This is a genomic window from Duganella sp. 1224 (assembly GCF_013408245.1).
Lineage (GTDB): Bacteria > Pseudomonadota > Gammaproteobacteria > Burkholderiales > Burkholderiaceae_D > Rugamonas.
In genome coordinates this window covers 73,967-98,987 of record NZ_JACBYS010000004.1, presented here as the reverse complement: position 1 = coordinate 98,987, position 25,021 = coordinate 73,967, and the positions used below count along the sequence as shown (strand labels likewise).

Here is a 25,021-nt window from a genome sequence, read left to right as displayed (position 1 = left end):
GCCCGGCGCTTGCGAGCAGAGATCGACATAACCACTACAGGGAGTAGTCCATGTCGATCTTTCGTTCCTATGACGCCGACCGCCCGGCCCTGGCCTGCGGCTGCGGGCGTCACGCCAGCGCCGCCGAACACGCGGCCGATGAACCAGCCGCCTCCGTCGAACAACTGAGCAACGAGGTGGTCGAGGAATCGCTGCTGCGCGCCATGTTCCCCAGCGCGCGGCAGCGCCGCGACTTCCTGCGCGCGGTCGGCGCCAACACCGCCCGCGCCGCCATCGCCAGCGTGCTGCCGCTGGGCGCCCTGCAGGCCATGGCGCAGGAAACCAGTGGCGCCAATGGCGCGCTGGAGAAAAAGGACCTGAAGATCGGCTTCATCGCCATCACCTGCGCGGCGCCACTGATCATGGCCGATCCGCTGGGCTTCTACCGCAAGCAGGGCCTCAACGTCACGCTCAACAAGACCGCCGGCTGGGCTCTCATCCGCGACAAGATCATCAACAAGGAACATGACGCCTCGCACTTCCTGTCGCCGATGCCGCTGGCGATGTCGCTTGGCCTGGGCGGCGCCACGCCGCAGCCGATGCGCATCGCCACCATCCAGAACATCAACGGCCAGGCCATCACGCTGCACGTGAAGCACAAGGACAAGCGCGATCCGAAGCAGTGGAAGGGCTTCAAACTGGCGATTCCGTTCGAGTACTCGATGCACAACTACCTGCTGCGCTACTACCTGGCGGAGCATGGCCTCGACCCCGACCGCGACGTGCAGCTGCGCGTGACGCCGCCGCCGGAGATGGTGGCCAATCTGCGCGCCGGGAACATCGATGGCTTCCTCGGCCCAGACCCGTTCAACCAGCGCGCCGTGTATGACGAAGTGGGCTTCATCCACATCCTGTCGAAAGAGATCTGGGACGGCCACCCGTGCTGCGCCTTCGGTGCGCCGGACGACTTCGTGCGCCAGAATCCCAACACCTTCGCCGCGCTGTTCCGCGCGGTGCTGACCGCCGCCGCCATGGCCAACGACCCGCAGCACCGCGCGCTGGTGGCCAAGGTGATTTCGCCGGCGGCCTACCTGAACCAGCCGGAGACGGTGGTCACGCAGGTCCTCACCGGCAAATTCGCCGATGGCCTGGGCAACGTGCGCAACGTGCCGGACCGCGCCGGCTTCGACCCGGTGCCATGGCAGTCGATGGGGGTGTGGATACTGACGCAGATGAAGCGCTGGGGCTACATCAAGGACGACGTCGACTACAAGGGCATCACCGAGAAAGTGCTGCTGCTGACCGACGCCAAGAAGCACATGAAGGAACTCGGCCAGCCGGTGCCGCAGGGCGTCAACAAGCCGATCACGGTGATGGGCAAGGTGTTCGATCCGGCCAAGCCGGCGGCCTACGCCGACAGCTTCGCCATCAAGCGGAGCAGCCGTTGATGCGCACCTCCCTCACCCTGCGCGCGGCGCTGGTGTCGCTGCTGCTGTTGCTGCTGATCGTCGGCGCCTGGCATCTGGCCACGCTGCCGGCGGCGCCCGCCGCCACCATCTCAGCCGCCGATGCGGAGTACGCCGCGCTGATGGGCAAAAGCGTCGAGGCGCCGAAGAGCGGCGGCGGCTTCCCCACGCCGCTGGAATTCGCCCGCGCCGCCGCCGGCCACCTCGCCCATCCGTTCTATGACAACGGCCCAAACGACAAGGGCATCGGCATCCAGCTCGGCTACTCGCTGGCGCGGGTCGGCATCGGCTTCCTGTGCGCGGCGCTGGTGGCGATACCGGTCGGCTTTGTGCTCGGCATGTCGCCGCTGATGCAGCGCGCGCTCAATCCCTACGTGCAGATCATCAAGCCGATTTCGCCGCTGGCGTGGATGCCGCTGGCGCTGTACACCATCAAGGACTCGTCGCTATCCGGCATGTTCGTCATCTTCATCTGCGCGCTGTGGCCAATGCTGATGAACACCGCCTTTGGCGTGGCCTCGGTGCGGCGCGACTGGCTCAACGTCGCGCGCACGCTGGAAGTCGGCCCGCTGCGTACCGCGCGCCGCGTGATCCTGCCGGCCGCCGCGCCGACCATCCTCACCGGCATGCGCATCTCGATGGGCATCGCCTGGCTGGTCATCGTGGCCGCTGAAATGCTGGTGGGCGGCACCGGCATTGGCTACTTCGTCTGGAATGAATGGAACAACCTGTCGCTGACCAGCGTGCTGTTCGCCATCGTGCTGATCGGCGTGGTGGGCATGCTGCTGGACCTGGCGCTGGGCCGACTGCAAAAACTGGTGACCTATGTCGAATAACATCCCCTTCCTGCGCGTGCAGGGCCTGGCCAAGCGCTACGTGCCATCGGCGCCGCCGGTGTTTGAAAACGTCTCCTTCGACATCGAGCAGGGCGAATTCGTCTGCGTCATCGGCCATTCCGGCTGCGGCAAATCGACCATCCTGAATGTACTGGCCGGGCTGGAGTCGGCCTCCGAGGGCCACGCCTTCATGAATAACCGCGCCATCAGCGGCCCCGGGCTGGAACGCGGCGTGGTATTCCAGGGGCACGCGCTGATGCCGTGGCTGACGGTGCTGGAGAACGTGCTGTTCGCCGTGCAGTCGCGTTACCCGCAGTGGAGCAAGGCCGAGATGACCGACCATGCGAAACGCTTCATCGCCATGGTCGGCCTGGCGCACGCGGAGCACAAGAAGCCGGCCGAACTCTCGGGCGGCATGAAGCAGCGCGTCGGCATCGCCCGCGCGTTTTCCATCGAGCCGAAAATGCTGTTGCTGGACGAACCCTTTGGCGCGCTGGACGCGCTGACGCGCGGTGTGATCCAGGACGAACTGCTGAAGATCTGCGCCGCCACCCATCAAACCGTGTTCATGATCACGCACGATGTGGACGAAGCGATTCTGCTGTCGGACAAGATCATGCTGATGTCGAACGGTCCGCGCGCGCGCATCGCGGAAGTCGTCGCCAACCCGCTGCCGAAGGACCGCACGCGCGCCGGCATGCACCACGATCCCCAGTTCTACCCCTTACGCAATCACCTGGTGGACTTCCTCGTCCACCGTTCCAACTAAAGGAGAAACCCCATGGACCGCAACCAAGTCACGCAAAAAATAATCTCGGCCAAAGTGGCCAAGGGCCTGCGCTGGGCCGACCTGGCCAAGGAGTTCGGCCAGAGCAAGGAGTGGACCACCGCCGCGCTGCTCGGCCAGATGACCTTCAGCCGCGTGCAGGCCGACAAGGCGCAGGAACTGTTCGACCTCACCGACGAGGAAGCTGCCTGGTTGCAGATCGTGCCGTACAAGGGCTCGCTGCCGAGCGCCGTGCCGACCGACCCGCTGATCTACCGCTGGTACGAAATCGTCAGCGTGTACGGCACCACCATCAAGGAATTGATCCACGAGGAATTCGGCGACGGCATCATGAGCGCGATCGACTTCTCGATGGATATCCAGCGCGAAGCCGATCCGAAAGGCGACCGGGTGCAGGTGGTCCTGAGCGGCAAATTCCTGCCGTACAAAACCTACTAGAAGCCCGCCTGCACCGACAGGTACAAGCCCTTCTGCTTCTTCGGATTGAAGACAGTGATGTCGCCCAGGTTGGCGTAGGCCGCCGTCACCGACACGTTCTTGGTCGGGAACCAGGCGAGGAAGGCGTCGTAATACGCCTTCTCGTTGTCCACGCCGAGATTGTGCGGCTTGCGGCGGTACTCGGCGCCCAGCGCCAGCTTGCGGTTGATGAGGTACGCGGCCGAGAACTCTGGCATCAGCCGCGTATCGTCATTGCGGTCGCCGCCGAAGCCGAGGAGGCCCATCTGGTTGGCGCGCGTGGCGCGCAGCGTGGCGTTCAGCAGCAGGCTGTATTCCAGGTAGATCTTGGTGGCGGAGACGTAGTAGTCATAGCCGTGATCGTCCTTGGCGCCCAGCTGCTTGACGTTGGTGACGCCCAGCGCCTCCAGCCCGCGCACGCCCTTGTTCTTCTTGTACATGACGCCGACCGCCACCTGCGGCACCCAGCTGTCCTGCTCATACACCGCGTCGCCCAGCACTTTGAGCTTGAGGCCGACGATATCCTGCTTGATGTTCAGCTTATCCAGCGGCGCCAGGCTGCCCTTGAATTCCTGGTTGGCGAACGACACCTCCAGCCGGTCCGCCAGGCCGACCGCCACGCCGTAGCTGCCCAGCTTATAGTCCTGCGTATCGATGTAGGTGTAGTGGGCGTTGGCGCCCCAGCTGTCGCGCGTGCCGTAGCTGGTGATCAGCGCCCACGGCGTAATGCCGCCGCCGCCCGCGCCCTCCACCTGCGACACGCCGCCGGTGGCCAGCAGCTTGCCCATGTCCTGCGCCTGCGCCGCGCCCGCGCACACGCATGCCGCCATCAAGGCTGGTATCCATTTTTTCATTGTTATGCTCCCGGCGGATTATTGGGTGACAATATCGCGCTGCATCGGCGCCAGCTTGGCCACCAGCTTGAGCGCCACGTGGCTCGGCACGTTGTGCTGTTCCATCGCCATCTGCAGGTCCTCGGTCAGGGCGTTGAACATGGCGTTGGTGATCTTCAGGTCCTGGTGCACGGTCTTCATGTCGCGCACCGGGCCCACGCCCTCCATCGCCTTGTCATGGTATTTGCCGGTGTACTTGCACGGGCCGCCGGAGAATTCGCAGAACTGCTCCTGCAGGCGCACGTTTAGCTGCGGGATGTCGAAATCGGTGAAGTTATCCTTGATGCGCGGGTCGGCCAGCACCAGCGTCAGGAAGCTATCGACGATCTTCTTGATACCTTCCTTGCCGCCCAGGCCGCGGTAGGTCGAGTCTTCGGTGTAGGGTGTTTGCGCCGTCGCCAGCGCCGAGGCCAGCAGCAGGCCACAGCCAACCAGCTTGATGAATTTTTTCATATCAGTCCTTGAACAAAAAACGATAAAGAGAATTCAGCGGGGGCTAGGCTTTACTGCAATTTATCAGATTATTTTGGGTACAAGATCATTTGCGTGCATCGGAACAACGCTATTGTCTTGCCAGTGGCCTTGTTGACCACTGTTGCATCCCACACCTGCGTGGTGCGGCCCAGATGCACCGCCGTGGCGGTTGCCACCACCGTGCCATCGCGCGCGGTGCCGAGGTGATTGGATTTCAACTCGATGGTGGTGAAGTTCTGCGCGCCCTCCGGCAAATGCGCGAAGCACGCATAGCCGCAGGCCGTGTCGGCCAGCGTGACCACGCTGCCCGCGTGCAGAAAACCGTTCGGCGCCAGATGATAGCCGCTGACGGCAAATTCCGCCACAATCTCGCCCTCCTTGACGGAGGTGATGACGATGCCCAGATGGTCCGGCAAGGTGCCCTTGCCGAAGGTGTTGAAGTACTCGGTGTTGAATTTTTCAGCGTCCATGGTGCTCCTTGTTTACATCACGCGTACCCACGCGCCCTTATACAGTATAGGGCCGGTCGGGCCATTCGGGTCCGGCGAGCCGCCCTTCGGCTCCAGCGACACGGCCAGCAGCGCGACGTCGTCGCCGATGGCGTTGCTGCCCAGCGCCAGCCTGACCTCACCCTTGTCGGCCAGCAGGCCGAGCGAGCGTGGATTGCCCTGCTTGGGTACGGCCCACAACTGCAGCGTCTTGTCGCTGGCCACCGGCGCGTTGCCGACCAGGCGCACGGTCAGCGCCTTGTGCTGGGTATCGCCGGTTAGCACCAGCGCGGTCTGCGCCTTGTCGTCGGTCAGCGTGGCGACGTAATCGAGCTGCGGCTGATCGAGCACGCGGGTGCCGATGACGATCACCAGCAGGGCCGCCACCGCCGTCGAGGCGGCGCCCAGCCAGCGCCAGAAGTTGAGCGACTCCAGCCAGCCGGCACGCGCCGGCCGCAAATTCAGGCGCCGCTCGATGCCGGTCCACACCTGCTTGCGCGGCTGCACGGCGGGCGCGAACTCGCCCATCGGCACCAGCCGATCCTGCCATTCCGTGATCAGGCGGCGTAGCGCGGCGTCATTGTGCAGATAGCCCTCGAAGCGGCGCCGGGCGCCGCCCTTCAGCGTGCCGAGTACGTATTCGGCCGCCAGTTTTTCGCGCAAGGGCGCGTTGTCACGCAGGTTCATGGGCGCGCTCCCTTGGTCAGGCAGGCCTTCAGCTTTTCCAGGCTGCGGCGTATCCAGGTCTTGACGGTGCCGATCGGCAGCGCCATCTGCTGCGCCACTTCGCTGTGCGACAGGTCGTGGAAGAACGCCAGCCCCAGCACCTGGCGCTGCGCGCCTTCCAGCACCGACATGCAATACGCCAGCGCGGTGGCGTCGCGGCTCAGTTCCAGCGCCTCGATTGGCGTGGCGGCGGGGTCGTGCAAGGCATCCATGATTGCGGCGTCAAAAGGGTCTCCATCGATTTCGGCGGCGACATCGCTGCGGCGCAGCAGATCGAAAGCCTTGTTGCGCACGATGGTGGTCATCCACGTCATCGGCGCAGCCAGATGGCTCTGATAGCTGCCGGCGTTGTGCCAGATCGCGACGAAACTCTCCTGCATCACTTCTTCGGCCAGTTCGCGCTTGCCTAATATACGCAGCGCGAAGCCAAACAGTTTCGCCGACGTGGCGTCATACAGGGAGCGGAACGCGGCGGCGTCGCGCTGGGCGGCGCCATTCAGCCAGGCGCGCAGCTGTTGCGGATCGAGGGTAGGAGCGTCGGACACGGCTTGCCTTGAGGGGAAGATGACGAAAATTACCATATTCCCAACCCAATACGAAACAAAATCGTGAATCCAGTTGCAGTCCGCCCGCGTACAAGGCTTACAACATGACGGATTCAACAACGCGGGGCAAGGGGACGAGATGACGATCAGATGCGGGACGACGGCGCTGGCGGCAGCAATCTGGCACGGCGCGGCGCTGGCCACCGATGACAGCGGCGGCGCGCTGGCCAGCGTGACCGTATTGGGTCATTACGACAACGCGCTGGGCAGCGCCGACGCCGCCAGCCAGGGCACGGTCACCGCCAACCTGATCGCCAACCGGCCGGCGCTGCGCACCGGCGAGCTGCTGGAGTTCGTGCCCGGCATGATCGTCACCCAGCACAGCGGCGACGGCAAGGCCAACCAGTACTTCCTGCGCGGCTTCAACCTCGACCACGGCACCGACTTCGCCACCTGGGTCGACGGCGTGCCGGTCAATATGCGCAGCCACGCGCACGGCCAGGGCTATTCCGACCTCAACTTCCTGATTCCCGAACTGGTGCAGCGCATCGACTATAAAAAAGGCAGTTACTTTGCCGACGAGGGCGATTTTTCGTCCGCCGGCGCCGCCCATATCCGCCTCAGCGACCAGCTGAAGCAGGGCATCGCCAGCCTGACGGCGGGCAGCTACGGCTACCAGCGCGGCGTGCTGGCCGACTCGCTGGCCGCCGCCGGCGGCACGCTGCTGTACGGCCTGGAACTGAGCCGCAACAACGGCCCGTGGCAGACGCCGGAACAGGTGCGCAAGCTCAGCGCCACCCTGCGCTACAGCCACGGCGACGCCCAGGACGGCTACAGCGTCACCGCCATGGCCTACCGCAACCGCTGGCACGCCACCGACCAGGTGCCGCTGCGCGCCGTGCAGGAAGGCCTGATCGGCCGCTTCGGCAGCCTCGATCCGAGCGACGGCGGCGACACCACGCGCACCAGCCTGGCGTGGAATCTGCACCGCCGCGACGGCGAGCGCGTCACGCAGGCCTCGGCCTACCTGCTGCATTCCAGCCTCGACCTGTACAGCAACTTCACCTACCTGCTGAACGACCCGGTCAACGGCGACCAGTTCCAGCAAAGCGAGCGCCGCACGCTGGGCGGCGCCAGCCTGAGCCAGGCCTGGCTGAGCACCATCGGCGGCATCGACATGCGCAACCAGCTGGGCGTACAGGCGCGCTACGACCATATCGCGCCGATCGGCCTATATGCGACGAAGGCGCGCCAGCGGCTCGCCACCGTGCGCGAGGACCGCGTGGACGAGGCCAGTATCGGGCTGTACGCGGAAAACACCAGCTACTGGACGCCGACGCTGCGCAGCATCGCCGGCCTGCGCTACGACGCCTACCGCTTCAAGGTCAACGACGCGCGCGCCGGCGCCCACAAGGTCTCGCCCAAGCTGTCGCTGATCTTCGGGCCGTGGGCCAACACCGAATACTTCATCAACTACGGCGCCGGCTTCCACAGCAACGACGCGCGCGGCGTCACCGGTGCCGGGCGCGCGCCGCCGCTGGTGGGCACGCGCGGCGCCGAGCTGGGCCTGCGCGGCGAGTGGCTGCCCGGCCTGCAAAGTTCGCTGGCGTTGTGGGGACTGGATATCGATTCGGAACTGGTCTACGCCGGCGACAGCGGCCAGACCGAGGCCAGCCGCGCCAGCCGCCGCACCGGCGTCGAGTGGAGCAACCACTATATCGTCGCGCCTTGGCTGCTGTTCGACCTCGACCTGGCCGTCTCGCACGCGCGCTACCGCCAGAGCGACCCGGCCGGCAACCACGTGCCGGAGGCGCTCGACAGGGTGGCCTCGTTCGGCGTCACCGTCAAGGACCTGGGCCGCTGGTTCGGCGGCTTCGAGCTGCGCTACTTCGGCCCGCGGCCGCTGGTCGAGGACAACAGCGTGCGCTCGGCCGCCACCACGCTGGCCTACGGCCGCATCGGCTATCAACTGAGCCGCCGCACCCGGCTGACGCTGGACGGCTTCAACCTGTTCAACCGCCGCGCCAGCGACATCGACTATTACTACGCCTCGCGCCTGGCGGGCGAACCGGCCGGCGGTGTCGACGACGTGCATTTCCACCCGGTCGAGCCGCGCACCCTGCGCCTGACGCTGACACACAATTTCTAAAAATTAATCTTACGAAATCTGAATCTGGCGCGCGGCGACCCGCGTATACCAGCCTGCAGTACCCACAGAAGGTTCACTCATTCGGAGGAAGCGAGATGCAAACTATCATCAATCAAGCAGTGCGGCTGGCGGTGATTGGCGCACTGGCCGGTGTCTGCGTGCCGGCGGCGCTGGCGTCCAGCCACCGCGAAGCGCCGTTCATTACGCAAAGCCCCAAGGTCGACGGCACCGACTTTTACATGTTCCGCAGCTACGAAGCCGGCCGCGCCAACTTCATCACCCTGATCGCCGACTACGTGCCGCTGCAGGACCCCGGCGCCGGTCCCAACTACTTCGCGATGGACCCCAACGCGCTGTATGAAATCCACATCGACAACAACGGCGACGCCAAGGAAGACCTGACCTTCCAGTTCCGCTTCAACAACACCAACAAGGACACCAAGCTGACCGTGGGCGGCAAGCAGGTGTCGATACCGCTGGTGATCAACGGCGGCGCCATCGCCGCGCCCAACGCGGCCGGCGCCAACGTGCGCGAAACCTACACCATCAGCGTGGTGCGCGGCGACCGCCGCACCGGCACCCGCGCCAGCGTGACCAACGCCGCCGACGGCAGCACCACCTTCGACAAGCCGCTCGACAACATCGGCAACAAGTCGATCCCGAACTACGCCGCCTACGCGGCAGCGCATGTGTACAACGTCAACATCCCCGGCTGCAGCACGCCGGCGCGGGTGTTCGTCGGCCAGCGCAAGGACCCGTTCGTGGTCAACCTGGGCGAGACCTTCGACCTGGTCAACATCAAGGCGCCGGCCACCGAGTTCGCCGCCAACGCGGAGAGCGCCGCCAAGGATGACCTGGCCGGCAAGAACGTCACCGCCATCGAACTGGAAGTGGCGGCCTCGTGCCTGACCGCGTCCGGCAGCAGCGATCCGGTGATCGGCGGCTGGACCACCGCCAGCGTGCGCCAGGGCCGCCTGCTGAACCCGACGCCAAACACCAGCACGCCGTCCAAGGAGGGCGGCGCCTGGACCCAGGTGTCGCGCCTTGGCATGCCGCTGGTGAACGAGGTGGTGATCGGCCTGAAGGACAAGGACACCTTCAACGCCAGCAAGCCGTCCGGCGACGCGCAGTTTGCCACCTACGTGACCAATCCGACGCTGCCGGCGCTGATTGAAATCCTGTACGGCAGCGCCGGCGCCAAGGCGCCGACCAACTTCCCGCGCAACGACCTGGTGGCCGCCTTCCTGACCGGCGTCAAGGGCCTGAACCAGCCGGCCACGGTGACCGCGTCCGAAATGCTGCGCCTGAACACCAGCACGCCAGCGGTCGCCATGGGCAAGCAGAACCGCCTGGGCGTGATCGGCGGCGACAACGCCGGCTTCCCGAACGGCCGCCGTCCGGGTGACGACGTGGTGGACATCGCGCTGCGCGTGGTGATGGGCAATCTGTGCACGCTGAACCTGGGGTGCGCGCCGGCCGATGCGCCGGCCGGCGGCCTGCACTTCACCGATGGCGCCTATCTGGATGACAGCTTCTTCACCGCCGCCTTCCCGTACCTGAAGAACCCGCTGCCGGGTTCGCCGCAGACCGGGGCGGTGGTGCAAGCTGCACGGAGGGCGCCATGAGGGCGGCCGGCCTGGCGCTGGGCCTGAGCGCCTTGCTGGTGCTGAGCGCGTGCGGCGGCAGCAGCAGCCACTACGAGTCGCCACCGCCGACCACCACGCCGCCGCCACCGGTATCGATGGTGGACAAATTTGTCACCGCGGTGCTGGCGGTCATCGGCGACGGCAGCGAGACGACCACCGAGCCGCAGTCGATCGACAGCGTGGCCGTGACCACGCCGGAAGACAGCGAGCCGGTGGCGGTGAAATAAACCCGCAACCGAAAGGGTCAGACCCCGTACGGGGTCTGACCCTGGCCTCAGCGGTGTGCGGGGTAAACAGTGCCGCAAGCCGCCAAAGCAACCACAACGTCAAACCCGCTACAACATCATGCACAAACTGATACTGGGGTGCATCTGCTGCGCCGCCGCCGCCCAAGCCGCCCCCTACCTCCCCGCCAGCGGCCAGCAGGTGATCGAAACCGTGCCGCGCCGCGGCGATCCGGCGCAGCAGGAATTGCGCCGCCTGCGCAGCCAGCTCAACGCCCATCCGGACGACGCCACGCTGGCCGCCAGCCTGGCGCGCCGCTACATCACGCTGGCCCGCAGCGAAACCGAACCGCGCTACCTCGGCTACGCCCAGGCCGCGCTGCAACCGTGGTGGCGCCAGCCCGCCCCGCCCACCGACATCCGCCTGCTGCGCGCCACGCTGCTGCAAAGCACCCACCAGTTCGCGCCGGCGCTGGCGGACCTGCGCGGCGTGCTGGCGGCCGATCCCGGCAACCCGCAAGCCTGGCTGACCCAGGCCACCGTGCAAACCGTGCAGGGCGACTACGCCGGCGCCACCGCCAGCTGCGCGCGCGTGGCCGCCTTGTCGATCGATCTGGCGGCCATCACCTGTGTGGCCAACGTCGGCGCCGTGACCGGCAAGGCGGCCACCAGCGAACGCCTGCTGGACCTGACGCTGGAGCGCAGCGCCAACGCGCCGGAGGAACTCAAGCTGTGGGCGCTGACGTTATTGGCCGAGATGGCGCAACGGCGCGGCGACACGGCGCTCGCCGAACGACGCTTCCGCCAGGCGCTGACCATGCGTCCGCGCGACAGCTATCTGCAAGGCGCCTACGCCGACCTGCTGCTCGACCAGGGCCGCGCCGACGACGTGCTGGCGCTGCTGCAAGGCGAGGAGCGCATCGACGCGCTGCTGCTGCGGCGCGCGCTGGCGCTGCAGCAGAGCGGCCAGCACAACGCGCTGCAAGCCGACATCCGCGAACTGGCGGCACGCTTCGACGCGGCCGGCCAGCGCGGCGACACCGTGCACCAGCGCGAACAGGCGCGCTTCGAACTGTGGCTGCGGCGCGATGTCCCCGCCGCCCTGGCGCTGGCGCGCAAGAACTGGGCGGTGCAGAAAGAACCGGCCGACATGCGCATCTACCTCGAAGCCGCCGCCCAGGCGCGCGATGCCGCCGCCGCCAAAGCCGTCAGCGACTGGATCGCCACCCACGGTACCGAGGACGTGACCGCCGCGCGCCTGCTGCGCCAGTTGAAAGCGGGGTCGTGATGAAACGGCTGCTCCTGCTATTGCTGCTGTGCTGCGCGCTGACGCCAGCCGCCGCGCACAAGCCGAGCGACAGCTACCTGTCGCTGACGGTGCAAGGCGACCGCGTCATTGGCCAGTGGGACATCGCCTTGCGCGATCTCGACTACGCCATCGGCCTGGATGCGGACGACGACGGCCGGCTGACCTGGGACGAGATCCGCGCGCGCCACGCCGCCATGGCCGCTTACGCGCTGGAACGCCTGCACCTGACCACCGACGACGGCGTCTGCCGCATCGTGCCGGGCGAGCAATTGATCGACGACCATACCGACGGCGCCTACAGCGTGCTGCGCTTCCAGGCCAGTTGCGCCGGGCCGGTGAACACGCTGACGATTGATTACCGCCTGTTCGCCGATCTCGATCCGCAACACAAAGGCCTGCTGCGGCTGACGCGCGATGGTGCCACCACTACCGCAATATTCGACCCGGCGCATGCGCAACAGCGCCTGTCGCTGTCGGCGCCGGACACGCTGCGGCAGTTCAGCGCCTACGTGCGCGACGGCGTGTGGCACATCTGGATCGGCTATGACCACATCCTGTTCCTGCTGTCGCTGCTGCTGCCAGCGGTGCTGCTGGCGGCACCGGCCGACAACCTGCGCGGCGCCTTCATCGACGTGCTGAAAGTGGTCACCGCCTTCACGCTGGCGCACTCGCTGACGCTGACGCTGGCCAGCCTGTCGCTGATCTCGCTGCCATCGCGGCTGGTGGAGTCGGCCATCGCCGCGTCGGTCATTTTGGCGGCGCTGAACAATGTCTATCCGCTGTTTCGCGGACGGCGGCCGGTGGCGGCGTTTGGCTTTGGCCTGATCCACGGCTTTGGTTTCGCCAGCGTGCTGGTCGACCTTGGGCTGCCGAAAGGCGCGCTGCTGGCCAGCCTGTTCGGTTTCAACCTCGGCGTCGAGATCGGCCAGCTATGCATCGTCGCCGCGTTTTTGCCGCTGGCGTTTCTGCTGCGGCATACGTGGCTCTACCGGCGCCTGCTTAGTGGCGGCTCGGTGCTGATCGCGCTGGTGGCGCTGGTGTGGTTCATCGAGCGCGCCTTCGATGTTCAAGCCCAGTGGATCGGCGGCTGACCGTTGGCCACCAGGTAATCGTTGGCGCGCGAGAACGGCTTGCTGCCGAAGAAGCCCTTGTGCGCCGAGAACGGCGACGGGTGCGGCGAAGTGATCACCAGATGCTTGCGGCTGTCGATCAACGCGCGCTTGGCGATGGCATAGCTGCCCCACAAGATGAAGACGATGTGTTCGCGCTGCTGCGACAGCGCGCGGATGGCGCTGTCGGTGAACATCTCCCAGCCCTGGTTGGCATGGGAGCCGGCCTCCCTCGCGCGCACCGTCAGCACGCTGTTCAGCAGGAACACGCCTTGCTGGGCCCAGTCGGTGAGATCGGTCTGGCGGCGCTCCACGCCAAGATCGTTATGCAGTTCCTGGAAGATGTTTTGCAGGCTGGGCTGCGGACGATTGCCGTCCGGGACCGAGAAGCAGAAGCCCATGGCGGCGCCGGGCGTGTGATATGGGTCTTGCCCGAGGATGACGACCTTGACGTCGTCGAACGGCGTCAGGTCGAAGGCGCGGAAGATGTTCTTGCCGGCCGGGCAGCACTGCGTGGCCGCATATTCCGCGCGCACAAAGGAGGTCAGGGCTTCCCAGTAGGGCTGTTCAAATTCTCCCTGCAGGCGCTGCTTCCATGACGCCTCTATGCGTACACTCATTCTCGATCCCGGATGATGCCAACCAAACGATTATACGGCTGTCCCGTCATGCGCGGGCACGGCTTGATGATGTGTAACATCAAATCAGTACGACCAGAGGCGAATAGGCAAGCAAAAGCCGATCAGCCGTCAACAGGGTCATCGATTCACAGGTGGCTTGCGCGATCAACATCCTGTCAAACGGATCAAGATGAATACGCGGTAGATTTTTTACCTGAACAGCGTGGGGATATGAAATACTGAGTTCCAGCATGCCGATATCTGCGATCTGTAATATCAGCTCACTCAAATCGAGCTGCAGCTTGCCGGCGTTGATTTTGATCGCCAGTTCCCAGATCGATGCGCTACTAATATAGAGCGCCGATGCCGAAAGAAGCTTGCTACGCGCTGCCTTCGATAATCTACGATTACCTTGCAAGCACCAAAGAAGTACGTGAGTGTCCAGCAGCAGACGCACTATTTGCCCTCAAAGGCTGCTTGTATTTCGTCAGGTAAAGGTGCGTCAAAATCTTCGGCAATCCAGATTTTGCCTTTCATGGTGCCAAATTTAAGCGGCCTGTGAGCGGGCATGGCTGTCAGTCTGGCGACCGGCATGCCATTTTGGGACAACATGACTTCCTCCCCCCGGCGTGCCACTTCAAGCAGGCTAAGGAATTCATGTTGGGCTGCGGAGATGTCGAAAGTGGGCATAGGTTTATTCTAGCCCGGACATCTGCCAGCACAAGCTGGCTGTGCTGATACAGATCAAAAAGGCTCCTTGCGGAGCCCTTTGTTTATCAGCCGGCGGCCAGCACGTTGTGGGCCTGCTCGTCCGCGTGGTACGAGGAGCGCACCATGGCGCCGACGGCGGCGTGCTTGAAGCCCATCTTGTAGGCTTCTTCTTCGAACATCTTGAACACGTCCGGGTGCACGTAGCGGCGCACCGGCAGGTGGCTGTTGGACGGCGCCAGGTATTGGCCGATGGTCAGCATGTCGATATCGTGCTCGCGCATGTCGCGCATCACTTGCAGGATTTCCTCGTCGGTCTCGCCCAGGCCGACCATGATGCCCGACTTGGTTTTGACGTTCGGGTACATGGCCTTGAAGTCCTTCAGCAGCTTCAGCGAGTGCAGGTAGTCCGAACCCGGACGCGCTTCCTTGTACAGGCGCGGCACGGTTTCCAGGTTGTGGTTCATCACGTCTGGCAGGCCGTCGGCGAAGATGGCCAGCGCTTTTTCCAGGCGGCCGCGGAAGTCCGGCACCAGCACTTCGATCTGCGTCTTCGGCGACAGCGCGCGGGTGTTGGAGATGCACTCGACGAAGTGGGCGGCGCCGCCGTCGCGCAGGTCGTCGCGGTCCACCGAGGTGATGACCACGTAGCTCAGGCGCAGCTTGGCGATGGTGTGCGACAGGTTGGTCGGCTCATCCTTGTCCAGCGGGTCGGGGCGGCCGTGGCCGACGTCGCAGAACGGGCAGCGGCGGGTGCACTTGTCGCCCATGATCATGAAGGTGGCCGTGCCCTTGCCGAAGCATTCGCCGATGTTCGGGCAGCTGGCTTCCTCGCACACGGTGACCAGCTTGTTCTCGCGCAGCGTTTCCTTGATTTCGTAGAAGCGCGTGTTTGGCGAACCGGCCTTGACGCGGATCCAGTCCGGCTTCTTCAGGCGCTCGACCTGTTCGACCGGCACGATCTTGATCGGGATGCGCGAGGTCTTGCTGGCGCCTTTTTGCTTTTCGCTCGGGTTGTAAGCTAGGGTGGTTTCAGTGGTCATAATGGTTTCATTCGTTTGCCGCCAGGACGCGGACTAATTCCTCGGCCAGCTGCTGTTGCACATCCGACAGCATTGCCTGCGCGCCAACGGTGCGCATATCGGTCGTTTCCAACCCGGCATAGCCGCAAGGATTAATCCAGGAAAACGGGGCCAGGTCCATCGCCACATTCAGCGACAGCCCGTGGTAGGTGCAGCCATTGCCGCGTACCTTCAAGCCCAGCGCGGCGATCTTGGCGCCTTGGTGGTCGCCGCCGGCCATGTAGATGCCCGGGGCGCCTGCAACGCGCTCACCGTCGAGATTATACGCCTGCAAGACATTGATGATCGCCTGCTCGATTTTATGCACGAACTGGCGCGCGTACAGCTTGCCGCCCGGCTTGTTGCGGCGCAGGTCCATCAGCAGGTAAATCACCACCTGGCCGGGGCCGTGGTAGGTGACTTCGCCGCCGCGGTCGGTCTGTACCACCGGGATCGACGACGCCCCCGCCAGCAGGTGGCCGCGATCGGCGCCCAGGCCCAGCGTGTAGACCGGCGGATGCTCGACGATCCACAGTTCATCGCGCGTGTCCGGCGTGCGGGCGTCGGTAAAGGCCCGCATGGCGGCGAAGGTGCTGTCGTAATCGGCTAGTCCGAGATGCTTGATCTCGGGGGAAGTTGGAGACGTCATGCCGACATTATAAAGCACACCACCAAGTCATTCCGGCGCAGGCCGGAATCCATGCTGCGCAGGCTTTCACGCGGCCTATGGATCCCGGCCCGCGCCGGAATGACGTTGGTCAGCCGGGCTGGTGGCGGGCCAGCCAGGCTTGCACCGACGGGCGCTGCCACTGGAAATCGACGTAGTCGCGCAGCCTGGCCGGCACCGGGTCACCATTGCGCACCAGCCGGCTCAGCATGATGGCGAGGTCGGTGTCGGCAATCGACCAGTCGCCGAACAGGTGTTGCGGCCCCTGCACGAAGCGCTCGGCCACATGGACCAGCCTGGCGGCGGCATCCTGCGCGCGCTCGGTCAACGGCGCGCATGGCTTCCTGAAAAACACCGTTTCGGTATCGCGCTCGGTGCGCACCGGCACCAGGTCGCTGCGCACCCAGGCCTGGATCTGCCGCGCCTGCGCGCGCTGGCGGCGGTCGCGCGGATACAGCGCGATGTATGCCGGCGGCGGGAAGCTCTCGTCCAGGTATTCGGTGATGGCGCTGGACTCGGTCAGCACGAAATCGCCCTCCACCAGCGCCGGCACGCGCGCGGTGAGCGCCCTGTCCGCGTAGGGTGAACGTTTCTGCGCGCCGCTGCCCAGATCCACGGTCTGCACGCTGAAGGGCAGGCCCTTCTCGGTCAGCGCCACAAAGGCGGACAGGGCATAAGGACTGGTGAACAGGCTGTCGACGTACAGTTGAAACGGCATGGCGGCTCCGGCTTGGGTAAATTTATTCACATGGTAAACCTTGTGTAAGTGCCTGTATAACGGTATATTTTCGCAATTCTTGTTAGTTTTACTCACATAGTTATCCACAGGATGGCGCGTCGCCTGCCCAATTTTTCCGCCTTGCGCGCCTTCGAGGCGGCGGCCCGCCACGAGAATTTCTCGCGCGCGGCGGAGGAGTTGCACCTGACGCATGGCGCCATCAGCCACCAGGTGCGCGGCCTGGAAGAGGAACTGGGCCGGGCCTTGTTCGTGCGCCACGGCCGACAGGTGAAAATAACTCACGACGGCCTGAAGTTCGCCCAGTTCCTCGGCAAGGCCTTCGCCGACATCGCCGCCGCCACCGACGCCATGCGCGCGGCCAGCATCAATCAGCGGCTGACCATCACCTCGATACCGTCGTTTGCCGCGCGCTGGCTGGCGCCGCGGCTGGGGCGTTTCATCGAGCTGCATCCGGATATCGAGGTGGTGCTGCAATCGAGCGGCCACATGCAGGATCTGGCGCGCGAGGGGGTGGACGTGGGCATCCGCTTCGGGCGCGGCCACTATCCGGGCATGGTGGTGCTGAGGCTGATGGGGGATGTGTATTACCCGGTAGTGAGTCCACACTATCGCGGTGGGCAGCTGCCGGCCACGCCGGCTGATCTGGCGCGGCATACGCTGCTGCGCTCGGTGGAGCACTGGACGCCGTGGCTGCGGGCGGCCGGCGTCAACCTGCCGGAACCGTCCGGCGGGCTGCTGTTCGAGGATTTATCGATGCTGATCCGTTCCGCCGCCGACGGCAACGGGGTGGCGCTGGTGCGCCATGTGGTGGCGATGCAGGAGATCGCCTCCGGGCAACTGCTGCGGCTGTTCAACATCGCCACGCCCAGTCCGGACGAGTACTACTTCGTCACGCCGCCCGGCGCGGCCGGCAAGCCGCAGGTGCTGGCGTTCCGCCGCTGGCTGCTGGAAGAGATCGAAGCCTTCCAGCGCCAGCACACGTGATTACATGACGATTTTCACCATCGGGTGGCCCGACAGCTCGGTGTACAGCGCGTCCAGCTGCGCGCGGCTGGTGGCGCGCACGGTGCAGGTCAGGCCGGTGTAGTTGCCCTTGGCCGAAGGACGGACTTCCATTTTGCCTTCGTGAAAATCGGCGTCATGCTTTTGCACGACCAGAATAATGGTCGGGGCGAAATCTTCGTGAGTCGGCCCCATGACCTTGATCGGGAAGTCGCTCGGGTATTCGATGAGGGACTCTGATGGTGGGATGGCGCGCATATTCTTTCCAATCTAATAATAGGTGACTGCCGCCACGATGGCGGCAATCCCCCTATATTGTAGCCGGATCAGGACTTTGCAAGCGCCAGCGGCTCCTGCGCCGGCTGGCCCGACAGGCGTTGCAGGCGGGCCAGCGCCGACTCGCCGCCCAGCGCCGGCTGGCTCACCGATTTGCGGATCGCCTCCAGTTCGGCGGCCTGGTCCAGCGGCTTCTGGCCGATGTCGGTGACGATGCGCAGGCCCTCGGCGTCGTTGCGGATGGCCTCGGCGCGGCGGGTCAGGGCGCTCAGCGCGCTCGACTGGCCGCGCATGCCCTGCAGGCCGTTGAGCTGGGCCTGGCGCTCGGCGCGCAGCTGTTGCAAATCCTGCTGGGCGCGCGCCGAGGCCAGCGCCTGCATCGCCTTCTTCGCCTGCGCGTCGAACTCGGCCAGCTGCTTCGACAGCGCGTCGACGATGGTTTGCAGCTCGTTCATGTACTGTCTGGCGTCGGCTTCCTCCTGCAGTTCCTGCGGCAGGCGCGCCTTGTTGCTTTCCAGTTCGTCGCAGAACAGCGTGATGGTGGACTCGGAAATCTTGCCGCTGGCCAGGCGCTCGGCCAGCGTGCCGGCGGCCTGCTCGTCGGTGGCGATCAGCTGGCGCAGCTGGACCACGTCGGCCGCTTCCTTGTCGAAGGCGGCGCGGGCGGCGGCCAGCTTCTGGGCGGCGCTGCGCAGGTTGTCGGCCAGACGGTCGCGGTCGGCCTCGGTGGCGGTTTCCGGATCAAAATTGGCGATCGCTTCGGACACGCGATTGCCCAGCGCACCGAAATGTTTGGAAATCAGGCGCGCGGTCAAACCCCAGCCATTCAAGTTGCTCATGTCAGTCTTCCTTCGTTTCAAAGTTGCGCATCATTGGATAACGATGCGTTGCTGCTCCACCGGGATGCCGATCACAAAGTCCACATGGATCCCGCGTTTGCTTGCATCGCCGTTCACGCTGTGGATGATTTCCGTCGTGATCAGCAGATATTCGTGGCCGCCGCCGCGCAGTTCGCGCACGTAGGGCATGAAATACAGGTCCTGGCGCAGGCCGGTGCCGCCGCTGGCGTCGTCCAGCCGCACCTCGGTGCCGGTGAATGGCGGCATGAACGGCGTTTCCGGGTCACCGGCATCGCGCCAGTAGTCGACGCCGTCGCTGTCGCCGAAAATCAGGTCCAGGTCGAGATCCAGCCCGGTCAGCTGCTCGCGCCACAACGTATAGCTGCGGTCGCCCAGGCCGGCGCCCGACTGGCCGGTATAGGCGTCCTGGTCGGCGGCGGTCTCCGGGATCACGCGCGCCAGCTGGGTGCAGTACAGGATCTCGCTGACCTCGCCACGGGCATTCTGGTAGACCTGCAGGAACTTTTCCTTGTCGTCGTTGTCGCCGGTGTCCAGGTAGTAGCGGTACAGGCCGCCCGATTGCTTGAGGCGCAACTGCGACACGGCCACGACGCGGGTGTCGTTGGCGTCCGGCAGCGTGATCAGCGAACCGGCGCCAGCGGCGCGCAGCAGCGGCGACTGCTGTAGGCCGACCACGCTGCCGATGCGCGCGCCCAGCGGCAGATCGCCATCGGTGCGCGGCGCCTCGTTGCCGGCCAGCCTGGCCGCGCCATTGCGCAGATAGTTGTATCCATCCGACCAGCCCATCTTCAATTCCTTTCAAACGAATAATTCGGCGCGGCGCGCAGGCGGCGGAACTTGCGTACCGAATACACGGCCGTCCACGCCAGCAAACTCAGCAAGCACAGCCAGGCAAACCAGCGCAGCACGCTCATGAAGAACGAGGGCTGCGGCGCGACCGCCGGCACTGCGGCGGACGGCGCGACCGCTGGCGACGGCGCGGCCAGGCCGGGCATGCCAGTCACCACGGCCCCATCGGCTGGCGCCGCGTTGCCAGCCGCGCCGGCGGTGGACGGCATGGTCGGCCCGGCCGGTGTGGTGGCGGCCGCTGCCGGCTGCGGCGAGGGTTGCTGGCCGCTGGTGGTCGGGTAGGCCACCGGCTGATGGCTCTGGCTCATCGCGCGGCCCAGCATGAAGCCCATCACGCCCGCCATCAGGCCGTTACCGCCGCCGGACGACTGCTGCTGGTAGCCCGGCCCCGGCGCCGGATAGGCCGGCGCGCGGTACACGGGAGACGGTGGCTGCGCCGACGACGGCTGGCGCAGGGTATCGTTCAACGGCGGCAGCGGCTGGTTGTTGGCGGCGGCGCGGCGCTGGTCCAGCGTCTTCAGCGCGTTGGCGCGGGCGGCGCTCTGGTCGACATCGCGCGACAGGGCCGAGGTATTGCGCGGCGGCTGCGCCGGCGAACCCGCCTGCTGGCCAAACGCGCCGGGGCCGCTCTGGCGGTTGGCGGGCGGCGCCGATGGCTTGCTGTGCCGCGCCGAGTTGCTCTTTTGTGAAGAAAATCCACTTTTAAACGACGACGATGTGCCAGAATGTGCAGTTGAGCGCGCATACGCGGGCACATTGCCGGCCAAGGCCAGGCAAACCGCCAACAGCAGCGCAGATGGAAATGGCTTCATGATGTCTTTTCACAAAGAGTTGAATGAAAAACAGCATAGCGCCGCGCGTCGGCGGTTGCATCGGTAATAAAAGGCACGCTTCACCATGACACGCAAATACCTGGACATGAATCAGCACGACGCGCTCTACAAGGTGGCGCGCGCCTATCCCGGCGGCATCGACGCCCTGGCGCAGGCCATGGGGATCTCGGTCAACGTCTTGCGCAACAAGCTGGCGCCGACGATCGCGTCGCACTACCCGTCGTTCGAGGAGGTGTCGACGGTGGTGGACTTGTGCCACAAGGCGGGCGTGGCGGACGCCCACCTGCCGCTGCACGCGCTGCTGGTGCGGCACGGCATGGCGGCTTTCGTGGTGCCGACGCCGCACAGCATCGGCGACGACGATTTGTCGCAGACCGTATGCAAGGTGATGAGCCAGGTGGGCGCGGTGGCGGAAGCCGTCTCCAGCGCGCTGATGGACGGCAAGGTGACGACGGCCGAGGCCGATCTGATCGAGCGCGAATTCCAGGGCGCGCTATCGGCCTTGGGCGAGTGGCGCGCGCGCCTGCGCCTGAAAGCCCAGCAATAGTTCCAAAAACGTGGTCTGTCCCCCAGTTTGGGGACAGACCACGTTTTTTTATTGCCGGTTGTCGCGGCGGTCGCGATTGGGGTCGCGTTTTTCTTCGCGCGGCTTTTCCGGCTCGCGGCGCGGTTCGGCACGCTGTTGCGGTTGTTGTTGCTGTTGCGGCGGCTGTTGCGGCGGCGGCGTGAACTGGCGTGGCGGCTGCGGCGCCGGTTGCGCTTGTTGCGGTTGAGGTTGCGGTTGCGCCGGCTGTGGGCGCTGTTCGTCACGCGGACGGAAACGGCGCTGGTCGTCGCCACGGTCAAACCGTTCGCGGTCGGCGCGATCGCGGTCGCGCGGCGGCTGCCACTGCGGTGGCTGCTGCGCCGGCTGCTGCGGCTGTTGCAGCTGCGGCGGTGCGACTGGCGCTTGCCAGTGCGGCGGCTGTCCCTGTCCGGGCAGGTTCGGCTGCCCCGGCTGGTTGAAGCGTGGCCGCAATTCGATCCGCACATCATTCGGATTGATCGTCTGCGGCGGCGAGTCGGGATGGCCGAACTGGTTCGGCGCCAGCGTGCTGATCTGACCGCGCGGCTGCTGCGCCGGCACCGGCACCGGCTGCGACGGCGCCGTGATCACCCGGCCCGGACGGTCGTTGCGGCCGTCGTTGCGGCCCTCGTTACGTCCGTCGTTACGTCCGTCGTTACGTCCATCGTTGCGGTCGAAGCGGTCAGGAATGCCGTCATGGTCGCGGTCGCCCCAGCCGCCGCGCCGGGTGGTCAGCGACAGGCCGGGCGGCTGCGGCGGCGCCACCGGCGCCACGTTCTTCACCACATTCGCCGGCGGAATCACCTGCTGGCCACGTCCCACCACCACATTGCGGCGGCCCTCGAACTGGTCGCGCGGCAGCATGGTCAGGCCATCGCGGTGGCCATTCCAGTCGTTGCGCGGCGTGAACGGCTTGCCGTTGTGCGTCCACGTCACGCGGCGCTCATAGTCGTTGGACACCCGGTACGTCGGCACAAAGCGGTCGCGCGGCGACAGCGGATACCAGCCCAGCCCCGGTCCCGGACGCAGGCCGCCGTCATGACCGCCGACCCAGCCGACCAGCGCCGGCGCCCACACCGGCCGCCCGGCCGGACGTCCCGGCGCCCAGCACCAGCGGCGCCCCACCATCACCCAGCGCCCGTAGTGCGACGGCGCATACCCCCACGGCGCGTTGTCGACCCAGGTCCAGCCCCATGGCGCCAGCCAGATCCAGCGGCCATCACGGTACGGCGCCCAGTCCAGCGCCACGTTGCGCGGGGTCCACAGCGGGCCGTACTCGACGCTCTCGGTCCAGGTGCCGTTGCGGTCCAGTTCCTCGTAGCCGGTCATGCCGCTCGAGACGAAGCGGGTGGTGACAGTGGCGCTGTTGTCGTAACGGTCGCGCTCCTCGGCCCAGATGTCGAAGCCGTCGCGGCGCGCCACGCTGGTCCGCACGTCCTCGCCGGTCACGTCCACGTGGCGGCCGTTGTAGACCACCACCGACGAGCCGGCACCCTCCACGCGCGCGCTGCCAGCCAGCAGGCTGACCTGGCTGGTGTCCGGCTGGCGATCCACGTCCACCCGCAGCACGCCCAGCTCCAGCATGGTGATGCGGGCTTGCGGCGTGGTCAGTTCAAAGTCGCGCAGCAGATCGGGATTGTGCACACGGATGCTGACGCTGCCGTAGTTGAGGCGCAGGCGCAGCAGGTCGTCGTCCATGCCGGTGATTTGCAGGTCGGAGTCGCCATCCACGCGCACGGCGGTCGAGCCGACGCGGAATTCGGCGCGGGCGCCGTTGGCGGTGTTGATGTGGTTGTCCGCCGTGACCGGCCAGTTCAGCGCGGCGCCGACCGGCTCGCCGCCATCGCCCACCAGCGTGACCTGGCCCTCGACGCTGGAAATACGGCCGACAATCGCCGGCGGGTCTTCCGCCTGCGCCAACGCGGAAAAGCCGGCCAATGCGGCCAGCACGATGGTGTGGATGATCTTGCGGCTCATGGCAGCGTCTCCTGTGGGTTATCCCTGATTTAACGCCGCACGCTGGAATCCGACGACAGCGGTTACAAATCCTTGCAAACTTTTTAAGCCGCAGCCCCGCCGCGCTTGACGAAGAACAGCGCCGCGCCGACCGCCATCAGCAAGCCGCCGAACACGCGGTTCTGCTTCTTGACCGCGCGGGCGTCGCGGAAGAAGCGCTGCATGGACGAGGCCAGGAAGGCGTAGCTGTGCATCACCACCAGGTCAATGCAGCACATGGTCACCGCCAGGATCAGCAGTTGCGGCAGCAGCGGCGCCTTGTGCGTGATGAACTGCGGCAGCACCGCCACCATGAAAATGATCCCTTTCGGATTGGTGGCGTTGGTCAGGAAACCGGTCAGGAAGCGCCTGCGGGCAGGTGGCACCGCCACGGCGGCCTGCTGCGCTTCGCTGATGTGGACCTTGGCGCGCCACTGGCTAAAGCCGAGGTAGATCAGGTACAGCGCGCCCACCGTCTTGACGATGTTGAACGCCACCTCGGACGCCATCAGCAGCGAGCCGACGCCGGCGCCGGCGATGAAGAACACCAGCAGCAAGCCGGTCTGCAGGCCGAAAATGGTGGCGCTGGCGCGCCGCACGCCATACGACAGGCCGTGCGACATCGACAACACCGCGCCCGAGCCGGGCGACACGGCAATGATGCAGGCGGCGACAAAGAAGGCGATCCAGGTGGCGAAGCTCATGGTGGTTCCGTTTAATGTAGGCAATCATCATTGTAGCGGTATCGTGCCGCCGCTGGCTTGGGTTAATATTGCCTGTCCAACCACAGTTAGGAGTACTCTCCATGGCCGGTTCCAGCCTGCTCGCCCTGATCGACGATATCGCCACCATCCTCGACGACGTCGCCCTGATGAGCAAGATGGCGGCCAAGAAAACCGCCGGCGTGCTGGGCGACGACCTGGCGCTGAACGCGCAACAGGTGGCCGGCGTGCGCGCCGAGCGCGAGCTGCCGGTGGTGTGGGCGGTGGGCGTCGGCTCGCTGAAGAACAAGGCCATCCTGGTGCCGGCGGCGCTGGCGATCAGCGCATTCGCGCCGTGGGCCATCACGCCGTTGCTGATGGTGGGCGGCCTGTATTTGTGCTTCGAGGGCTTCGAGAAAATCGCCCACAGCCTGTTCCACGGCGGCGAGGACGAGCACAAGGCCGAGCTGCGCCAGGCGCTCAGCCAGCCGGACGTCGACCTGGTGGCGCTGGAACAGGAAAAGATCAAGGGCGCGGTGCGCACCGACTTCATCCTGTCGGCGGAGATCATCGTCATCGCGCTGGGCACGGTGGCGACGGCGCCGTTCGCGCAGCAGGTGACGGTGGTGATCGGCATCGCGCTGCTGATGACGGTGGGCGTGTATGGCCTGGTGGCCGCCATCGTCAAGATGGATGACGCCGGCCTCTACGTGAGCCAGCGCGGCGGCGCGGCCGTGCGCGCGCTGGGCCGGGTGCTGCTGTCGGCGGCGCCGGTGCTGATGAAGCTGCTGGGCATCGTCGGCACGGTGGCCATGTTCATGGTCGGCGGCGGCATCCTGACCCACGGCCTGCTGTTCGCCCACGACCTGATCCACCACGCCACCGAGGCGGTGGCCGCCACGCCGGCGGTCGGCGGCCTGCTGGCCGTGATCGTCCCCAGCCTGCTGGACGCCGTGGCCGGCGTCATCGCCGGCGGCCTGGCGCTGGTGGTGGTGTCGGCGGTCGGCAAAGTTCTGCGGCTGGTCAAAAAGCAACCCTGAGTCTTCTGGTCTGATACG

29 protein-coding genes are annotated in these 25,021 nt (G+C 65.8%); 12 read left to right on the top strand and 17 right to left on the bottom strand.

Annotation, left to right across the window (positions count from 1 at the left end):
• Positions 1-50 precede the first annotated feature (50 nt).
• From FHW58_RS19020 to cynS, 4 genes are read left to right on the top strand one after another with little or no spacing between them, the layout of a single operon-like run.
• On the top strand, positions 51-1,427 hold the full coding sequence (locus FHW58_RS19020) for a CmpA/NrtA family ABC transporter substrate-binding protein (RefSeq protein ID WP_179674746.1): 1,377 nt from the start codon (positions 51-53) through the stop codon (positions 1,425-1,427).
• Positions 1,427-2,281: a nitrate ABC transporter permease gene (gene ntrB / locus FHW58_RS19015; RefSeq protein WP_179674745.1), complete on the top strand. Its 855-nt coding sequence runs from the start codon at positions 1,427-1,429 to the stop codon at positions 2,279-2,281. The genes FHW58_RS19020 and ntrB overlap by 1 nt, the downstream gene beginning before the upstream one ends.
• Positions 2,271-3,050 (top strand): ABC transporter ATP-binding protein, encoded by a 780-nt coding sequence (locus tag FHW58_RS19010; RefSeq protein WP_179674744.1) that lies wholly within the window; start codon positions 2,271-2,273, stop codon positions 3,048-3,050. The genes ntrB and FHW58_RS19010 overlap by 11 nt, the downstream gene beginning before the upstream one ends.
• Before the next feature lie 12 nt (positions 3,051-3,062).
• Positions 3,063-3,506 (top strand): cyanase, encoded by a 444-nt coding sequence (cynS, locus tag FHW58_RS19005; RefSeq protein WP_179674743.1) that lies wholly within the window; start codon positions 3,063-3,065, stop codon positions 3,504-3,506.
• On the opposite strand, the gene FHW58_RS19000 is transcribed toward cynS, so the two are convergent.
• The 5 genes from FHW58_RS19000 to FHW58_RS18980 form a co-directional block, all read right to left on the bottom strand.
• Complete coding sequence (locus FHW58_RS19000) at positions 3,503-4,378, bottom strand: DUF3034 family protein (RefSeq protein WP_179674742.1); 876 nt, start codon at positions 4,376-4,378, stop codon at positions 3,503-3,505. The two genes, cynS and FHW58_RS19000, sit on opposite strands and share 4 nt — an antisense overlap.
• Positions 4,379-4,396: 18 nt before the next feature.
• On the bottom strand, positions 4,397-4,870 hold the full coding sequence (locus FHW58_RS18995; protein ID WP_179674741.1) for a group 1 truncated hemoglobin: 474 nt from the start codon (positions 4,868-4,870) through the stop codon (positions 4,397-4,399).
• A gap of 68 nt (positions 4,871-4,938) precedes the next feature.
• Positions 4,939-5,361: a PaaI family thioesterase gene (locus FHW58_RS18990; RefSeq protein ID WP_179674740.1), complete on the bottom strand. Its 423-nt coding sequence runs from the start codon at positions 5,359-5,361 to the stop codon at positions 4,939-4,941.
• A 12-nt stretch (positions 5,362-5,373) separates the two neighbouring features.
• Positions 5,374-6,066 (bottom strand): anti-sigma factor domain-containing protein, encoded by a 693-nt coding sequence (locus FHW58_RS18985; RefSeq protein WP_179674739.1) that lies wholly within the window; start codon positions 6,064-6,066, stop codon positions 5,374-5,376.
• Positions 6,063-6,650, bottom strand: a complete 588-nt coding sequence (locus FHW58_RS18980) for a sigma-70 family RNA polymerase sigma factor (protein ID WP_373996704.1) — start codon at positions 6,648-6,650, stop codon at positions 6,063-6,065. The genes FHW58_RS18985 and FHW58_RS18980 overlap by 4 nt, the downstream gene beginning before the upstream one ends.
• A 139-nt stretch (positions 6,651-6,789) precedes the next feature.
• On the opposite strand from FHW58_RS18980, the gene FHW58_RS18975 reads away from it, so the two are divergent.
• The 5 genes from FHW58_RS18975 to FHW58_RS18955 all read left to right on the top strand — a co-directional run bounded on the left by FHW58_RS18975 (position 6,790) and on the right by FHW58_RS18955 (position 13,069).
• On the top strand, positions 6,790-8,799 hold the full coding sequence (locus FHW58_RS18975) for a TonB-dependent receptor (RefSeq protein WP_179674737.1): 2,010 nt from the start codon (positions 6,790-6,792) through the stop codon (positions 8,797-8,799).
• 95 nt (positions 8,800-8,894) lie between these two features.
• On the top strand, positions 8,895-10,424 hold the full coding sequence (locus FHW58_RS18970) for a DUF4331 domain-containing protein (protein ID WP_179674736.1): 1,530 nt from the start codon (positions 8,895-8,897) through the stop codon (positions 10,422-10,424).
• Positions 10,421-10,672: a hypothetical protein gene (locus FHW58_RS18965; RefSeq protein WP_179674735.1), complete on the top strand. Its 252-nt coding sequence runs from the start codon at positions 10,421-10,423 to the stop codon at positions 10,670-10,672. Before FHW58_RS18970 ends, FHW58_RS18965 begins: the two co-directional genes overlap by 4 nt.
• 118 nt (positions 10,673-10,790) lie before the next feature.
• Positions 10,791-11,957 (top strand): hypothetical protein, encoded by a 1,167-nt coding sequence (locus tag FHW58_RS18960; RefSeq protein WP_179674734.1) that lies wholly within the window; start codon positions 10,791-10,793, stop codon positions 11,955-11,957.
• A complete protein-coding gene (locus tag FHW58_RS18955) occupies positions 11,957-13,069 on the top strand; it encodes a HupE/UreJ family protein (protein ID WP_179674733.1) in 1,113 nt (370 codons plus the stop codon). Before FHW58_RS18960 ends, FHW58_RS18955 begins: the two co-directional genes overlap by 1 nt.
• Here FHW58_RS18955 and FHW58_RS18950 read toward each other — a convergent pair.
• The 6 genes from FHW58_RS18950 to yfcF form a co-directional block, all read right to left on the bottom strand.
• Complete coding sequence (locus FHW58_RS18950; protein ID WP_179674732.1) at positions 13,045-13,707, bottom strand: uracil-DNA glycosylase; 663 nt, start codon at positions 13,705-13,707, stop codon at positions 13,045-13,047. The genes FHW58_RS18955 and FHW58_RS18950 overlap by 25 nt on opposite strands.
• Before the next feature lie 79 nt (positions 13,708-13,786).
• Positions 13,787-14,164, bottom strand: a complete 378-nt coding sequence (locus FHW58_RS18945) for a type II toxin-antitoxin system VapC family toxin (RefSeq protein WP_179674731.1) — start codon at positions 14,162-14,164, stop codon at positions 13,787-13,789.
• A complete protein-coding gene (locus FHW58_RS18940; RefSeq protein ID WP_179674730.1) occupies positions 14,164-14,397 on the bottom strand; it encodes a type II toxin-antitoxin system Phd/YefM family antitoxin in 234 nt (77 codons plus the stop codon). Before FHW58_RS18940 ends, FHW58_RS18945 begins: the two co-directional genes overlap by 1 nt.
• Before the next feature lie 86 nt (positions 14,398-14,483).
• On the bottom strand, positions 14,484-15,458 hold the full coding sequence (gene lipA, locus FHW58_RS18935; protein WP_179674729.1) for a lipoyl synthase: 975 nt from the start codon (positions 15,456-15,458) through the stop codon (positions 14,484-14,486).
• Between the two features lie 7 nt (positions 15,459-15,465).
• On the bottom strand, positions 15,466-16,125 hold the full coding sequence (gene lipB, locus FHW58_RS18930) for a lipoyl(octanoyl) transferase LipB (RefSeq protein WP_179674728.1): 660 nt from the start codon (positions 16,123-16,125) through the stop codon (positions 15,466-15,468).
• Positions 16,126-16,234: 109 nt separating this feature from the next.
• Positions 16,235-16,861: a glutathione transferase gene (gene yfcF / locus FHW58_RS18925; RefSeq protein ID WP_179674727.1), complete on the bottom strand. Its 627-nt coding sequence runs from the start codon at positions 16,859-16,861 to the stop codon at positions 16,235-16,237.
• Positions 16,862-16,972: 111 nt separating this feature from the next.
• Here yfcF and gcvA point away from each other — a divergent pair, with 111 nt between their 5' ends.
• Positions 16,973-17,866: a transcriptional regulator GcvA gene (gcvA, locus tag FHW58_RS18920; protein ID WP_179674726.1), complete on the top strand. Its 894-nt coding sequence runs from the start codon at positions 16,973-16,975 to the stop codon at positions 17,864-17,866.
• Here gcvA and FHW58_RS18915 read toward each other — a convergent pair whose 3' ends face one another.
• The 4 genes from FHW58_RS18915 to FHW58_RS18900 form a co-directional block, all read right to left on the bottom strand.
• Positions 17,867-18,142 carry a DUF493 family protein gene (locus FHW58_RS18915; RefSeq protein WP_179674725.1) on the bottom strand — a complete coding sequence of 92 codons (276 nt, stop codon included), beginning with the start codon at positions 18,140-18,142 and terminating at the stop codon, positions 17,867-17,869. It abuts the gene before it with no gap.
• Positions 18,143-18,210: 68 nt separating this feature from the next.
• Positions 18,211-18,999 carry a hypothetical protein gene (locus tag FHW58_RS18910; protein ID WP_179674724.1) on the bottom strand — a complete coding sequence of 263 codons (789 nt, stop codon included), beginning with the start codon at positions 18,997-18,999 and terminating at the stop codon, positions 18,211-18,213.
• A 30-nt stretch (positions 19,000-19,029) separates the two neighbouring features.
• Positions 19,030-19,806 carry a DUF2491 family protein gene (locus FHW58_RS18905; RefSeq protein WP_179674723.1) on the bottom strand — a complete coding sequence of 259 codons (777 nt, stop codon included), beginning with the start codon at positions 19,804-19,806 and terminating at the stop codon, positions 19,030-19,032.
• Positions 19,807-19,808: 2 nt separating this feature from the next.
• The gene (locus FHW58_RS18900) at positions 19,809-20,681 is read right to left on the bottom strand and encodes a hypothetical protein (RefSeq protein ID WP_179674722.1); all 873 of its coding nucleotides are present in this window, start codon (positions 20,679-20,681) and stop codon (positions 19,809-19,811) included.
• Positions 20,682-20,766: 85 nt separating this feature from the next.
• On the opposite strand from FHW58_RS18900, the gene FHW58_RS18895 reads away from it, so the two are divergent.
• Positions 20,767-21,249, top strand: coding sequence for a phage regulatory CII family protein (locus tag FHW58_RS18895; RefSeq protein ID WP_179674721.1), 483 nt, complete (start codon positions 20,767-20,769; stop codon positions 21,247-21,249).
• Positions 21,250-21,297: 48 nt separating this feature from the next.
• Here the strand turns inward: FHW58_RS18895 and FHW58_RS18890 are convergent, their stop codons facing one another.
• A complete protein-coding gene (locus FHW58_RS18890; protein WP_179674720.1) occupies positions 21,298-23,244 on the bottom strand; it encodes a FecR family protein in 1,947 nt (648 codons plus the stop codon).
• An 83-nt stretch (positions 23,245-23,327) separates the two neighbouring features.
• On the bottom strand, positions 23,328-23,966 hold the full coding sequence (locus tag FHW58_RS18885) for a LysE family transporter (RefSeq protein ID WP_179674719.1): 639 nt from the start codon (positions 23,964-23,966) through the stop codon (positions 23,328-23,330).
• Positions 23,967-24,067: 101 nt separating this feature from the next.
• On the opposite strand from FHW58_RS18885, the gene FHW58_RS18880 reads away from it, so the two are divergent.
• Positions 24,068-25,003 carry a DUF808 domain-containing protein gene (locus FHW58_RS18880; RefSeq protein ID WP_179674718.1) on the top strand — a complete coding sequence of 312 codons (936 nt, stop codon included), beginning with the start codon at positions 24,068-24,070 and terminating at the stop codon, positions 25,001-25,003.
• Positions 25,004-25,021: the final 18 nt, after the last annotated feature.